Below are 13,436 nucleotides of genomic sequence, written 5' to 3' on the forward strand. Positions count from 1 at the left end.
GACTCGATCGATCAAAGTTCTGGTTAACAAGAATTATTACCGACAACAGTCTCGTCCATCGGCTACCCGGCAACCAAATCACCATACGCAGAGGTCCTCGAGCACATTCACACCGCTGGCAGGGCCGTCGTCGATCTCCACGGCAACCGGGTGCGTCGAGCGTGAGCACAAACACCGTCACAGTTAGTCCCGAAGCCACCGAATCCTTTTCCGACGAACTCGATTCGGTACGCCGTCTGGAAGCGTGGCTCACTGACACCGATCGGTGACGCTCAGTCTTCCGGGCCGAAGATTCGCCTTCTCACTGCCAGCAACTGAATCTCGGGACGCTCGGCCACTGCCCGTTCACAATGATCGAGAACATCGTGTAGGTGATCGACGGACGAGCTGACCACACCGACGCCCACGAGCGCACGACGCAGGCGTCCCTGCTCCCCCGCCTCCGCTGCACTCACGCCGAATCGACGGAGTTCCGTCAGGATCGGCGACAGCATCGAACGCTTTTCCTTGAGTGAGTGGACATCCCCGAAAAGGATGTCGAACTCCAGTGCCCCTACAAACATTTTCCCCCTAGACAGAGCCGAATGGACCCTCCCGGCCTTGAATGTTCAAGTCCGGGAGAGTCCATGTCAGCTAGTACTCACGTGCGTCCGCCCCAACGCCCGTGTCGACATAATCAGTCGCGCGGCTTCTCGCGAAGCTCGTAGCACTCGAGAACGTCACCGATCTTGATATCGGAATAGGTGACGGTCAAACCACATTCGTAGCCTTCGCGAACCTCGGTTGCGTCTTCCTTCTCCCGCTTGAGCGAGGAGATGGTGACTGTCTCGGCGACGACCTTGCTGTCGCGGATGAGACGTGCCTTGGCGTTGCGACGGATGCTGCCCGACGTGACCAAGCAACCGGCAATGTTGCCGATCTTGGACGAACGGAACATGGCGCGGATCTCTGCCTTGCCCAGCTCGACCTCTTCGTACACCGGCTTGAGCAGACCCTTGAGTGCCTTCTCGACCTCGTCGATGGCCTGGTAGATCACCGAGTAGTAGCGAATGTCGACGCCCTCGCGGTTCGCCAGCTCCGTTGCCTTGCCTTCGGCGCGGACGTTGAAGCCGATGATGATCGCGTTGGACGCAGCAGCCAGGTTGACGTTGGTCTCCGTGATGCCACCGACACCGCGGTCGATGACGCGCAACTGCACCTCGTCGTCGATCGGAATTCCGAGGAGAGCCTCTTCGAGGGCCTCCACGGTTCCCGAGTTGTCACCCTTGAGGATCAAGTTCAGCTGTGAATGTTCCTTCAGAGCTGCATCGAGATCGTCGAGGCTGATGCGCTTACGACTCTTCGCTGCAAGCGCGTTGCGCTTACGTGCGTTGCGACGGTCTGCGATCTGGCGAGCGATACGGTCCTCGTCGACCACGAGCAGGTTGTCGCCTGCACCGGGGACCGACGTGAAGCCGATGACCTGGACCGGACGTGAAGGCAGTGCCTCGTGTACGTCCTGACCGTGTTCGTCCACCATACGGCGGACGCGGCCGTAAGCATCGCCGGCAACGATCGAGTCGCCGACCCGCAGCGTTCCGCGCTGGATGAGCACGGTAGCGACGGGGCCGCGGCCACGGTCGAGGTGCGCCTCGATGGCAACACCCTGAGCGTCCATGTCCGGGTTGGCGCGCAGATCCAGGGAAGCGTCGGCCGTCAACAGCACTGCTTCGAGCAGTGCGTCGATGTTGAGGCCCTGCTTCGCCGAGATGTCGACGAACATGGTGTCTCCGCCGTACTCCTCGGCCACCAGTCCGTACTCGGTGAGCTGCTGCCGGATCTTGTCCGGGTTCGCGCCTTCCTTGTCGATCTTGTTCACCGCGACCACGATCGGCACGTCGGCCGCCTGGGCGTGGTTGATCGCTTCCACCGTCTGCGGCATGACACCGTCGTCGGCTGCGACAACAAGGATCGCGAGGTCGGTGGCCTTGGCGCCACGAGCACGCATGGCCGTGAAGGCCTCGTGACCCGGGGTGTCGATGAACGTCACGAGGCGCTCGTTGCCCTCGAGCTCGGTCAGCACCTGGTAGGCACCGATGTGCTGCGTGATGCCGCCGGCTTCGCCCTCACGGACATTCGCCTTACGGATCACGTCGAGCAGACGGGTCTTACCGTGGTCGACGTGGCCCATGACGGTGACCACAGGCGGACGGGACTCGAGGTCCTCTTCTCCGCCGGCGTCCTCGCCGTAGGTGAGGTCGAAGCTGTCGAGCAGCTCGCGATCCTCGTCCTCCGGGCTGACGACCTGCACGACGTAGTTCATTTCGCCGCCGAGCAGCTCCAACGTCTCGTCGTTGACCGACTGAGTTGCCGTGACCATCTCACCGAGGTTGAACAACGCCTGCACGAGTGCTGCGGGGTTCGCATCGATCTTGTCCGCGAAGTCCGACAGCGATGCGCCGCGAGCGAGACGGATGGTCTCGCCGTTGCCGCGTGGCAGCCTGACGCCGCCGACTGCGGGAGCCTGCATGCTTTCGTACTCGGCGCGCTTCGCCCGCTTCGACTTACGTCCACGGCGAACTGCTCCGCCGGGACGACCGAATGCACCTGCCGCTGCGCCGCGCTGGCCGGGACGGCCACCGCCGCCGGGACGACCGCGGAATCCACCGGCCGGAGCTGCTCCACCAGGAGCACCTGCACCGGCACCGGCGCCGGGAGCGCCGCCACCGCGGTATCCACCGCCGCCACCCGGACGACCACCGGGAGCGCCACCGGGACGACCCGGACGTCCGCCGCCACCGGGCGCAGGACGAGCGGAACGAGCAGGCATTGCACCCGGGTTCGGGCGAGGAGGCATGGAGCCGGGGCTCGGACGGGGTCCGCCCTGACCTGCAGCCGGACGAGGTCCACCCTGGCCGGGAGCCGGACGGGGACCGCCCTGACCCGGAGCCGGACGAGGTCCACCCTGGCCGGGAGCCGGACGGGGACCGCCCTGACCCGGAGCCGGACGCGAACCGCCCTGACCCGCACCCGGGCGCGGTGCGCCGGGAGCCGGACGAGGTGCCGGACGCTCGGCGGGAGCCGAGGAGTACGGGTTGTTACCGACGCGAGGTGCCTTCGGTCCCGGACGCGGTCCGCCGGGCTTTGCGCCGGTGGACGGTGCGGCCGGAGCCGCGGGGGCTGCCGGTGCCGACGCTGCGGGAGCAGCCGGAGCCGGGCGTGCCGGCTGTGCTGGTTTCGGAGCGTTGAACGTCGGGGTGGGGACCGGCGCGGACGGTGCTGCCGGAGCAGCGGCTGCGGGAGCCGAGGGGGCTGCCGGTGCCGGTGCTGCGGGAGCGGCCGGTGCGGGTGCGGCCGGTGCGGGTGCGGCCGGCTTGGGGCCGGGACGCGGGGCGCCGGGCTTTGCAGCTGACGGCGACGGTGCACCGGGCTTTGCCGCGGGGCGGGCCGGAGCGGATGCGCCGGTCTCGGTCTTGGTTTCTGCTCCGCCTGCCGACGGGAATGACTCCCGCAGACGACGGGCGACGGGCGCCTCCACTGTGGATGACGCAGACTTCACGAACTCGCCTTGCTCTTTGAGCGTTGCGAGTAGTTCCTTGCTGGTGACACCGAGTTCTTTAGCCAACTCGTGCACGCGGGCCTTGCCTGCCACTGCTCTCCTCACTGATGAGGTCGAGCAGGAGGCATCCCACAGATGTGGGTCCCGCACGACCTCGGGTTATCGCCGATGGACGTTCATCGTTGGTGCTTCACGGTGTGCTCATGAGTGCTTGTGCCTGTTCTTCTCGAGAGGTACTGCTTTTGTGTGAACTGCGTCGACCAGTTGGTCGACAGCGGACGTGTCCAGATTTCCGGACACTCGCAGTGCTCTGCTGAATGCTCGGCGCCGCTCTGCCAGGCTCAGACAACTCGGATCCAGGTGCAGCCATGCACCTCGACCGGGGAGTCTTCGCGATACGTCGGGGATCAGCGGGGAGCCCTCCGGCCCCTGCTCACCAACCACGACCCTCAACAGATCGACAGCCGACCCTTGTTCCCTGCACCCCACACACGTTCTAACCGGAGAACCGGGTTTCACGCGCGCAGAATCCGAGGACTCACGTCGAACCATTGTCCACTCTACCGCCGAACCGTCTCGATCACTGCATTCCACCGTTATCCGTTGGACGTGGCGGGCCGCTCGGACGCATCTGCAGCGGGTGCCGCATCGCTACGAATGTCGATACGCCAACCCGTCAACCGCGCAGCCAGGCGGGCATTTTGGCCCTCTTTTCCGATGGCCAGCGAAAGCTGGAAATCGGGCACGATGACACGGGCCGCGCGAGCTTCGGGATCGACGACAGTGACGGAGACCACTTTCGACGGGGAAAGTGCGTTGCCGACAAAGGTCGCCGGATCTTCGTCGAAGTCGATGATGTCGATCTTCTCCCCCGCCAGTTCACTCATGACGTTGCGGACGCGCTGACCCATCGGGCCGATGCACGCGCCCTTCGCGTTGAGTCCCTGCACGCGTGAGGCAACGGCGATCTTGGAACGGTGTCCTGCTTCGCGCGCGACGTTGATGATCTCGACGCTGCCGTCCGCGATCTCCGGAACCTCGAGGGCGAACAACTTGCGAACCAGGTTCGGGTGGGTCCGCGACAGGGTGATCTGTGGGCCACGAGCGCCGCGAGCAACTCCGACGACGTAGCACTTGATGCGCTCACCGTGCTCGTAGTTCTCACCCGGAACCTGTTCTGCCGGCGGCAACAATCCTTCGGCGCCATTGGATTCGCTGCCGATGCGAACTACGACCATTCCTCGAGAGTTCGCTCGCGTGTCACGCTGGATGACACCGCCGACGATCTCACCCTCATGTGTGGAGAACTCACCGAAACTGCGCTCATGCTCGGCGTCGCGCAGGCGCTGCAGGATGACCTGGCGTGCGGTTGTCGCCGCGATCCGGCCGAATCCTTCAGGAGTGTCGTCCCACTCCTCGCCGATCATGTTGCCGTCTGCATCGGTGTCGTGCGCCATGACTCGCACGGAACCGGTCTTGATGTTGACGTCGATCCGAGCGTTCTGCTTGTGTCCCTCGGTGTGGCGATACGCCGTCAGCAGCGCGGTCTGGATCGTGGCGATCACAGTTTCGATCGAGACACCCTTTTCGGCTTCGATCGCTCGCAACGCTGCAATGTCGATATTCACTTGTCGAACCCTTCTTCGTTTTCTACGTCTTCTAATTCTGCTTCGTCGTCTTCAGCGCTGTCGACACCGACATCAATCGCATCCGACGGGACTGCACGGCCCTCCGGAATGCCGCCCGCGAGTTCCAACTCCGCCTCACTGGGCTTCGAGAACTCCACCTGAACGACTGCCTTCTGTACGTCGGCCAGGGCAATCTCTCGCACGCTCAGTCCGCCGCGCCCACCGATGACAACCGCAACCGAATCGTCGTTCAACGTTCCGATACGGCCCACCACGGTCTCGCCGGCCAGATCGATGCGCGCTTTACGTCCCCGAGCTCGACGCCAGTGACGCGCGAGCGTCAGCGGACGATCGATTCCCGGCGAGGTCACCTCGAGGGTGTACGGCGTTTCACCGATTTCGTCGAGACTGTCGAAGAGTTCCGAAACGAGTCTGCTGATCTCTGCGGCGGCATCGAGTTCGATCCCGGCATCGCTGTCGACCATGATGCGCACCGCGCTGTGCTTGCCCGCGTTGGTCACGACTACGTCTTCGACGTCGTAACCCTGGGCGTGCACGAGTTCGGAGATCAGCTCGATCACCCTCTCCCTGGATGGCACCGGCATCTCGCGAACTCCTCATTTCAGTTGTCGTCGATTGTCCGACTTGTGTCGACGGTCGACGTGGGCGGCTGCGAGCATGAAAAGACACCAGGTGCCACATGCTGCAAGCATCCAAGAGTACCGCTCATTGCGCGTCTCCGTGACCAGAGTGCCCGACGCACGTCACAGTTGAACACGACCCGCGGATTCGAACGATCGGCCGACCACCTGGCACGATGGACTGGTGCTGACGCCCATGACCACTACCCCACTCTCCCGGCGGAGTGCGATCAAGATGACGGGAACCGCAGCAGCGTTGGGCGCTGCAGCCTTCACCTTGTCCGCCTGCACCGACGACGGCACAGCGGAGGCGGCTGCAGAAGTCGACCAGCTGACGGCCCAGGCCGAGAGAGCTCGTTCGGACGCGGCAGCGGCAACCGCCGCGATCGCTCTTGCACCGGACAAGTCGGCCTCGCTCACGACGATCAGCGCCGAACGAACAGCGCATGCACTCGAACTCGATGCCGAAATTGCACGGGCAGCGGGCGGCGCCGCTACGACCACTGCATCGCCGTCAACCTCGGCCGCGAACGCTCCTACTGGCGTCGACACGCTGAGTACCTCGCTAGCCGATTCGGCGCGCAGTGCCTCAGACCTGGCGCGGACGATGTCCGGCTATCGCGCAGGCTTGCTCGGCTCGATCAGCGCGTCGTGTTCAACCCAGGTTGCGGTGTTGCTTCCGTGATCACTTCGCACACCCGTCGATCCGAGAGTTCTGCCTTGCTGACCGCCATCGAATCCGAGAATGCCGCGATCTTCGCCTACGGAGTAGTCGCCGCATTTTCGAACCCTGCCCGTGTCGATGAAGTTGCCACGCACACAGCTGCGCACCGCGCTCGACGCGATGCTCTCGTCGCACTCTCGACCGAAACCGGCGAGACCCCGCCGACAGCCGCGGCGGCCTACGAGATTCCGTTCCCGGTGACCGATGCCGTTACCGCAGCACAATTGGCTGCACAGATCGAAGCTGACACTGCCGTGACCTACCGGGCATTTGTCGAGCAAGTCGACACCGACCAACTCCGCACGTTCGGAATCGACGGCCTCACCGATGCGGCAATCCGCGGTGCCGGTTGGCGGTCCGCACTGGGAACCGCTCCGGCGACCTCAGCGTTTCCGGGGGACCCGACTACGTAACTGCTGTGCAGTTGTTCAGGCCTTGCGATGCGAGGGCACGAACAATGCCGCGACCACCGCGACCAACACGAAGCAACCGCCGACGCGCAGAGCCGGTGTCAGTGCATCGCCGTAGCCCAGCGGAGTGAGCGCACCGCCAGCGGCGAGGAAGACTGCGGTGAGAACAGCGATTCCCAGAGCAACACCGATCTCACGAAGCGTGGAATTCGTCGAACTGGCCGTTCCGTGATCGGGTTCGTCCATGTCGACGAGCACAGCTGTCGAACTCGGCGCGAAGGTCAGGCCCATGCCGATGCCCGCCATCAGCAGCGCAGGAACCAGCGACCCGTACGTCACGTCCGGACCGATCAACGCGGCCAACCAGAACAGTGCTCCGGCCTGGAGCAATAATCCGGTCAGCAGGAGCGAACGGAGCCCGACCTTGGGCGCCAGAAAACCTGCGAGAGGCGCGAAGATCATCGGCGCTGCCGTCCACGGAAGCGTCCGCAGGCCTGCGTGGAACGGGCTGTAGCCCATCACGATCTGGAGGTACTGCGACAGCAGGAACACCGCCCCGAAGATACCGATCGAGAAGGTCAAACCGATGATGTTCGCCATCGAGAAGCTGCGCGAGCGGAACAGACGTAGGGGCATCACCGGATGCGACGTCTTCATCTCGCGAAGAACGAACAGCGCCAAGGCAACTGCGGAACCCACCAGCGAGGCCACCACTCCGAAGGATCCCCAGCCCTCGTCGTTGCCGTGAACGATTCCCCATACCGCCAGAAACACGCCGAGCCCGGCGAGCGCGACACCGGGAAGATCGAGAGGCTGCGTGCGACCGGACGATTCACGCAGCGCGTACAACGCAAGAGGAACAGCGACGATCGCAACCGGCACGTTGATCCAGAAGATGCCCTGCCACGAGAACCCGTCGACTACTGCTCCACCGACAACCGGACCCATCGCGATTCCCAGTCCGGAGACTCCACCCCACACGCCGATTGCCATGGCGCGCTTGGCTTCCGGTACCGCTGCCACGAGGAGAGTGAGCGAGAGCGGCATGATCGCGGCAGCGCCGGCGCCCTGAAAGGCTCGGGCCGCGATCAGCAGGCTTGGTGTCGTCGACAACGCCGAAGCAATCGATGCCGCCGTGAACAGCGCGATCCCGAACACGAACATCCGGCGGCGCCCCCACCGGTCGCCGAGCGTCGTCGCCGAAAGCATCAGCGTCGCAAAGCAGAGCGTGTACGCGTTCATGAACCACTGAAGTTGCCCGACGGACGCATTCAGTTCCTTCTCGATCACCGGTAGCGCGCTCGTCATCACGAGGTTGTCGAGGGTGGCCATGAACATGGGCAGAGAAGCAGCAACCATCGCTATCGCGATCGGGACCTTACGTCCTCCACTGTTTTCCGACCCGGATGCGGCGTCCGATCCGGACTTCGTCAGAACGGTCATCGTGATTCCTCGCGTGAAGGTGCCTTAAGGCATTGATTGATTACTTAAGTCGAAATTAAGCTATCCGGTGATAACGTGTCAACATGTCGATCGGTGCAGCTGAACCACGTACCCGCAGGATGAGCGCACCGGAACGTCGCGCGTTGGTCCTTGCCGCGGCAACACGAGCATTTGCAAAGGGTGGATACTCCGGTACCAGTACGGACGCCGTCGCCAAAGAAGCCGGTGTCTCGCAGCCCTACGTCGTGCGCATGTTCGGAACCAAGGCAGATCTGTTCCACGCGGTGTTCACGCGCGCGCTCGACGAAATCGTGCGCACCTTCGACGACAAGTTGGATACGGTCACGATCGATCCGAGCAATCCGCAGTTCTGGGCCGAGCTCGGATCCGCCTACGGTGAGTTGGTCCTCGACCGAGATCTACTGCTTGTCATGTTGCACGGCTTCGCCACCAGCACCGATGAAGTCGCCGCCGTGTCCCGGACCGCCATGTCCGGCATCTACACCCTGCTGCGTGAGCGCACCGGCTGCACGCCCGAGCAAGCGCGTTTGTTCATTGCGAACGGGATGCTGATCAACAATCTGCTCGCAATGATGGCGCCCGAACACGCCGAAGAAGATCCCGCCCTCGGCGAGCTCTGGGGCAGCGTCTTCAGCGACTCGACTGCGATCACGCTCACCGGCGACGAATCCTCGAGCGAAACCGACACCGATTCCTGACCGTTCACTGGGAAAAGCTACACACATGTGACTGAGGACACCCTACAGTCGATCCGACATGTCTCCGGGAAACCCAGACGAAAAGGACCGATGTTGGATCTCGCACAACGCCTCGACGCGCTCGAACAGATCGAGGAAATCAAGAAGCTCAAGCACGGCTACTGGCGAGCATGTGACGCCAAGGATCCAGTTCAGTTCCGCAACAGCTTCATCCGTTCCGGAGCGTCAATCGACTACGGCCGCCTCGGCGCGTTCGACGACGCGGGGCCGATGGCGGACATCTTCGAGAAGATCGCTCTCCGTAAGGTCGACGGCCGGTACGCGGTACTCGACATGCATCACGGATTGCATCCCGATATCGCACTGACCTCGGAGACTTCCGCGGAAGGTCGATGGACCCTGCAGTTCCGCCAGGTCGACACCGTCGGACGCACCGAGAAGTTGATGACCGGGGAATACGCCGACAAATACGTGATCGAGGACGGTGTGTGGAAAATGAGTCAATGCCACTTCACGGAGACGTGGTCGATCACCACCCCCCTGTCCCCGGACGCTGATATCGCCGAGGGTTCGTTGGGTGGGCCGCGATGACGACGAACGGAAAAGTTGCGCTCGTAACCGGTGCCAGCAGGAGCGTCGGTAAGGGCATTGCCCTCGCCCTGGGAAGCGACGGGTGGACGGTGTATGTGACGGCACGAGGAACCGTCGGCGCCGACGGCCCGCTCGATCGCACCGCAGCGGAGATCACCGAGCGCGGTGGTCACGGCATTGCCGTGCAGTGCGATCACAGCGACGATCAGCAGATCGTCGACCTGTTTGCCCGTATCGCCGACGAACAGTCCGGGCGCCTCGATCTCCTGGTCAACAACGTCTGGGCCAACCCGGCCGGCTATGCAGGCTTTGCTGATCCGTTCTGGAAGAGGCCGATCGACGATTGGGATTCGCTGATCGGGATCGGACTACGCGCCCACTACGTTGCTTCGGTGGAAGCGGCCAAGATAATGGTTCCCCGGGGCAGCGGAGTGATCGGCAACATCTCGTCATTCGGGACCCGCGGGTACCTGCACTCGGTGCTGTACGGCATGTCGAAGGCAGGCTTGGACAAGATGGCCGCGGACATGGCCGTCGAATTGAAGGGAACCGGCGTCACCGCGCTGTCCTTCTGGCTCGGATTGATCCGCAACGAACGCATGGAAGCGAGCGGGATCGAGAGCTTCGAAGGCTTCTCGCTGGCCGAGGCTGAAACCCCCGAATTCGTCGGTCAGGTCATCACCTCGTTGGCCAACGATCCAGAAGTGAACGCGCGTAGCGGTCACACACTGATCACGGCGGAGACGGCCGTCGAGTACGGAATCACCGACGCCAACGGGAAACAACCTGCGTCACATCGCAGTGCCTTCGGTGGCGGCCCGCTCTTCTGAATCATCGGTGGCAGTAGTCGCGTCGCGTGCCGACACAGCACGCGGCGCTGCCACTCGGGCCTTCAAAGCAAGCCAGGCGCAGACGATTACGACGACGCCACCGGCCATGATCGAGGGTGACAACGCCTCACCGAGTATCAGCGCCGACCACGCGATGCTGAGTACAGGTTGAACCAACTGTGTTTGGCTCACTGTGGAAATGGGACCGATCGCCAGGCCCCGGTACCAGGGCAAGAACCCGAGAAACATACTCACGCACCCCAGGTAGGCAAACGAAAGCCACGAGTTCATATCAGCCGAGACCGGTGTCTGCGCCATGGACACCACCGTCAACGCCATCGTGACCGGCAGTCCGAGAATCAATGCCCAAGCAATCGTCTGCCACGACCCGATCTCGCGAGCTAGTAACGCACCTTCCGAATATGCCAGCGCTGCACAGACAACCGCGGCGAACAGAAGAAGGTCCGCAAGATGGAACGAGCCGAGTCCACCGTTTGCGACGGCCACGAACCCTACGACGGACACCGCACCGGCGGCGCTTGCCCACCAGAATCCCGGACTGGGGCGCTCTTTTCCTCGAACGACGGCAAATACCGCGGTAGCCGCGGGAAGTAGACCGATCACCACCGCCGCGTGACTTGCCGGCGATGTCTGCAACGCAAACGTGGTGAACAGTGAAAACCCCAGAACTGCACCAACAGTCACGAGTGCGATGCGCAACCATTGCCGAATCGTCGGAAGCGTCGCGCGAGTGACCGAAAGCATCACAATCGCAAGGACTCCGGCAACGACGGCGCGGCCCGCACCGACAAACAACGGGTCGAGATCCGCGACGGCGACCCTCGTCAGCGGAACGGTGAACGAGAACGCCAGCACTCCGAGCAAGCCCCACCACAAACCGGATCGAGACGATGTCGTCGGTAGCAGTGCCTGTGGCGCGATGATAGCGCTACTCTTAATACTCATGTTTTACGATAGCAGTAGCGCACCAACCTGCGAAACTGGTATTTCAGATGCGTACCCGTGTGCAGGAGATCGAAATTGCACCGAGCAGACCGACAAGCGCGAATGCGTAGAAGCCCCACGGCACGGCGTAACCCGCGCCCAGGAGAACTCCGCCCAGAATCGGGCCACAGATCGCACCGACCCGACCGACACCGGCCGACCATCCGAGCGCTGTCGCGCGAATTTGAGGAGGATGATTGGCGCTGGTGAAGGCGTAGACCAACACCTGTGCACTGAACACGAAGCATCCGGCGAGAAAGACCATCACGTAGATCCCGAACGACACCTTCACACTCAGAAGTGCCAGGAACAATGCCGCTCCGGCGAACCACACGATGGCGGCGGTACGCGGGCCGATCTTGTTTGCGACGCCCCCGGCGATCAAGAGTCCGACGACAGCGCCGGCATTGAGGATCAGGAGGAACATCAACGACGCTCCGAGGTTGTAACCGGCCTCACGCATGATTGTCGGAAGCCACGTGTTCAATCCGTAGACGAGCAACAAGCCCATGAAACTGGTGATCCAGATGGCAATGCTGTTACGCAGGAACTTCGAAGAGAACAGTGCACGAACAGGATTGGCGGCTTCGGCACGACCAGCTTCGGACGTAGGCGCGGCCTCGAGCCCGACTCCGTAACGGGCAGCGATGTCTTCGGCTTCGGCACGCTTTCCGTGAGCGAGAAGGTACGACGGAGATTCCGGCAGATACCGCAACATGAGTGGAATCAAGACGACGGCAGGAAGTGCGCCGACAACGAACATTGCTCGCCAACCGAAAGGTTCGATCACGACGAGCGCCAGCCCGGCGGTGGCAACGGCGCCGACGTGATAGCCGGTCATCAGCATGGTCGACGCAGATCCGCCGCCTTGCTTCTTCGAGAATTCGTTGACCAGAGCCAATGCCGTCGGCAGGGCGCCACCCAGTCCAACACCGGCCAGGAAGCGCAGCAGACCGAAAACGAAGGGGTTAGGCGCAATTGCGCACAACAGAGTGAGAATCGAGAATGCGGCAACGGCGTACAGCAGCGCGCGGCGTCGACCTATGACGTCGGTGAGAGTGCCGATGACGAGGGCGCCGATGGTCATGCCGATGAGCCCGAAGGTCGAGATCATCGTGATCGTGCCTGTGCTCAATCCCCATGCGTCGTAGTCGAGAAGCGAAGGAATGACCGCGCCGAGTACGACCAGGTCGAATCCGTCCAGAAGCACAGCGATCCAACACAACGGTGCTACCCACATTGCGGCGCGCGCCCCACGCGAACCGGTAATTGAACTCGACTGCGTATGCGGTGCGGTCATCGGATCCTCGACATTCACTGCTTGTGGGCGTTCGCTACCGGTTCGGATCCAGTAGTCCAGATCGATACATGTTCGCATTACGAACGCCTGTTCATAATGAGCACATCGATTGTGTACGGAGTCACAACGCCATGTCAAACGTCGCGGTAATCTCGAGGAATGGCACTCTCCGAAAATGAGCGTGAACAGTTTCTGGCCGAACCCCACATCGGGGCGCTGTCCGTGGCGGACGGCACCGAGCGCGGTCCGTTGACCGTCCCGATCTGGTACCTGTACTCACCCGGTGGCAAACCATGGATCCTCACGGGCAAGGATTCTCGAAAGGCACGACTCATCGAGTCAGTCGGGCATTTCTCGTTGATGGCCGAAAGGCTCGATCCGACAATCCGTTACGTCAGCGTCAGCGGATCCGTCGACAAGATCGTTCCGGGCACCGACGAGATGCTGGTCGAAGTGTCGCGGCGTTACCTGACCCCGGACAAGGTCGACGGATACCTCGAATTCGCGCGATCGCAGTTGGGCGAGCAGGTAGCGATCTACATGAATCCGCAGCACTGGCTGTCTGCGGATCTCGGGGCGATCTGACAATTCCCCGAAAAGCGAAGGC

14 protein-coding genes are annotated in these 13,436 nt (G+C 62.8%); 6 read left to right on the forward strand and 8 right to left on the reverse strand.

What is annotated here, in order from left to right; translation table 11 throughout:
• Nucleotides 1-272: 272 nt before the first annotated feature.
• From R4P65_RS19605 to rimP, 5 genes are all read right to left on the reverse strand, one after another.
• Nucleotides 273-563, reverse strand: a complete 291-nt coding sequence (locus R4P65_RS19605; protein ID WP_003942205.1) for a DUF503 domain-containing protein — start codon at nucleotides 561-563, stop codon at nucleotides 273-275.
• 113 nt (nucleotides 564-676) lie between these two features.
• Nucleotides 677-3,631, reverse strand: coding sequence for a translation initiation factor IF-2 (gene infB, locus R4P65_RS19610; RefSeq protein ID WP_317827804.1), 2,955 nt, complete (start codon nucleotides 3,629-3,631; stop codon nucleotides 677-679).
• A 108-nt stretch (nucleotides 3,632-3,739) separates the two neighbouring features.
• Nucleotides 3,740-4,090 carry a YlxR family protein gene (locus R4P65_RS19615; protein WP_095970750.1) on the reverse strand — a complete coding sequence of 117 codons (351 nt, stop codon included), beginning with the start codon at nucleotides 4,088-4,090 and terminating at the stop codon, nucleotides 3,740-3,742.
• Nucleotides 4,091-4,134: 44 nt separating this feature from the next.
• On the reverse strand, nucleotides 4,135-5,166 hold the full coding sequence (gene nusA, locus R4P65_RS19620; RefSeq protein WP_230813032.1) for a transcription termination factor NusA: 1,032 nt from the start codon (nucleotides 5,164-5,166) through the stop codon (nucleotides 4,135-4,137).
• Complete coding sequence (rimP, locus tag R4P65_RS19625) at nucleotides 5,163-5,771, reverse strand: ribosome maturation factor RimP (protein ID WP_317827805.1); 609 nt, start codon at nucleotides 5,769-5,771, stop codon at nucleotides 5,163-5,165. Before rimP ends, nusA begins: the two co-directional genes overlap by 4 nt.
• Nucleotides 5,772-6,042: 271 nt before the next feature.
• Between rimP and R4P65_RS19630 the strand changes: the two genes are divergently transcribed.
• The gene (locus R4P65_RS19630) at nucleotides 6,043-6,492 is read left to right on the forward strand and encodes a hypothetical protein (protein ID WP_230813229.1); all 450 of its coding nucleotides are present in this window, start codon (nucleotides 6,043-6,045) and stop codon (nucleotides 6,490-6,492) included.
• On the forward strand, nucleotides 6,489-6,944 hold the full coding sequence (locus R4P65_RS19635; protein ID WP_317827806.1) for a ferritin-like domain-containing protein: 456 nt from the start codon (nucleotides 6,489-6,491) through the stop codon (nucleotides 6,942-6,944). The genes R4P65_RS19630 and R4P65_RS19635 overlap by 4 nt, the downstream gene beginning before the upstream one ends.
• 15 nt (nucleotides 6,945-6,959) lie before the next feature.
• Here the strand turns inward: R4P65_RS19635 and R4P65_RS19640 are convergent, their stop codons facing one another.
• Nucleotides 6,960-8,384: an MFS transporter gene (locus R4P65_RS19640; RefSeq protein WP_317827807.1), complete on the reverse strand. Its 1,425-nt coding sequence runs from the start codon at nucleotides 8,382-8,384 to the stop codon at nucleotides 6,960-6,962.
• Nucleotides 8,385-8,467: 83 nt separating this feature from the next.
• Between R4P65_RS19640 and R4P65_RS19645 the strand changes: the two genes are divergently transcribed.
• From R4P65_RS19645 to R4P65_RS19655, 3 genes are all read left to right on the forward strand, one after another.
• The gene (locus R4P65_RS19645) at nucleotides 8,468-9,103 is read left to right on the forward strand and encodes a helix-turn-helix domain-containing protein (protein WP_317827808.1); all 636 of its coding nucleotides are present in this window, start codon (nucleotides 8,468-8,470) and stop codon (nucleotides 9,101-9,103) included.
• A 93-nt stretch (nucleotides 9,104-9,196) separates the two neighbouring features.
• Nucleotides 9,197-9,694 (forward strand): nuclear transport factor 2 family protein, encoded by a 498-nt coding sequence (locus tag R4P65_RS19650; protein WP_230813228.1) that lies wholly within the window; start codon nucleotides 9,197-9,199, stop codon nucleotides 9,692-9,694.
• Entirely contained in the window at nucleotides 9,691-10,524 is an 834-nt protein-coding gene (locus R4P65_RS19655) for an SDR family NAD(P)-dependent oxidoreductase (protein WP_230813027.1), read from the forward strand. The genes R4P65_RS19650 and R4P65_RS19655 overlap by 4 nt, the downstream gene beginning before the upstream one ends.
• Here R4P65_RS19655 and R4P65_RS19660 read toward each other — a convergent pair.
• Complete coding sequence (locus R4P65_RS19660; RefSeq protein ID WP_317827809.1) at nucleotides 10,486-11,490, reverse strand: DMT family transporter; 1,005 nt, start codon at nucleotides 11,488-11,490, stop codon at nucleotides 10,486-10,488. The genes R4P65_RS19655 and R4P65_RS19660 overlap by 39 nt on opposite strands.
• 43 nt (nucleotides 11,491-11,533) lie before the next feature.
• Nucleotides 11,534-12,829: an MFS transporter gene (locus R4P65_RS19665; protein ID WP_411742564.1), complete on the reverse strand. Its 1,296-nt coding sequence runs from the start codon at nucleotides 12,827-12,829 to the stop codon at nucleotides 11,534-11,536.
• A gap of 159 nt (nucleotides 12,830-12,988) precedes the next feature.
• On the opposite strand from R4P65_RS19665, the gene R4P65_RS19670 reads away from it, so the two are divergent.
• On the forward strand, nucleotides 12,989-13,414 hold the full coding sequence (locus R4P65_RS19670) for a pyridoxamine 5'-phosphate oxidase family protein (protein WP_317827810.1): 426 nt from the start codon (nucleotides 12,989-12,991) through the stop codon (nucleotides 13,412-13,414).
• The last annotated feature ends 22 nt before the right edge of the window (nucleotides 13,415-13,436 follow it).

It is taken from the genome of Rhodococcus sp. IEGM 1318, assembly GCF_033142465.1.
Classification (GTDB): Bacteria; Actinomycetota; Actinomycetes; order Mycobacteriales; family Mycobacteriaceae; genus Rhodococcus_F; species Rhodococcus_F qingshengii_B.

What these genes read in the sequence shown, in the direction of transcription:
- R4P65_RS19645 (WP_317827808.1), top strand. Translation starts at nt 8,468, where the DNA reads ATGTCGATCGGTGCAGCTGAACCACGTACCCGCAGGATGAGCGCACCG.
- R4P65_RS19630 (WP_230813229.1), top strand. Translation starts at nt 6,043, where the DNA reads ATGACGGGAACCGCAGCAGCGTTGGGCGCTGCAGCCTTCACCTTGTCC.
- R4P65_RS19655 (WP_230813027.1), top strand. Translation starts at nt 9,691, where the DNA reads ATGACGACGAACGGAAAAGTTGCGCTCGTAACCGGTGCCAGCAGGAGC.
- R4P65_RS19665 (WP_411742564.1), bottom strand. Translation starts at nt 12,829, where the DNA reads ATGACCGCACCGCATACGCAGTCGAGTTCAATTACCGGTTCGCGTGGG.
- rimP (WP_317827805.1), bottom strand. Translation starts at nt 5,771, where the DNA reads ATGCCGGTGCCATCCAGGGAGAGGGTGATCGAGCTGATCTCCGAACTC.
- R4P65_RS19615 (WP_095970750.1), bottom strand. Translation starts at nt 4,090, where the DNA reads ATGGTTCGACGTGAGTCCTCGGATTCTGCGCGCGTGAAACCCGGTTCT.
- R4P65_RS19660 (WP_317827809.1), bottom strand. Translation starts at nt 11,490, where the DNA reads ATGAGTATTAAGAGTAGCGCTATCATCGCGCCACAGGCACTGCTACCG.
- R4P65_RS19640 (WP_317827807.1), bottom strand. Translation starts at nt 8,384, where the DNA reads ATGACCGTTCTGACGAAGTCCGGATCGGACGCCGCATCCGGGTCGGAA.
- R4P65_RS19605 (WP_003942205.1), bottom strand. Translation starts at nt 563, where the DNA reads ATGTTTGTAGGGGCACTGGAGTTCGACATCCTTTTCGGGGATGTCCAC.
- R4P65_RS19670 (WP_317827810.1), top strand. Translation starts at nt 12,989, where the DNA reads ATGGCACTCTCCGAAAATGAGCGTGAACAGTTTCTGGCCGAACCCCAC.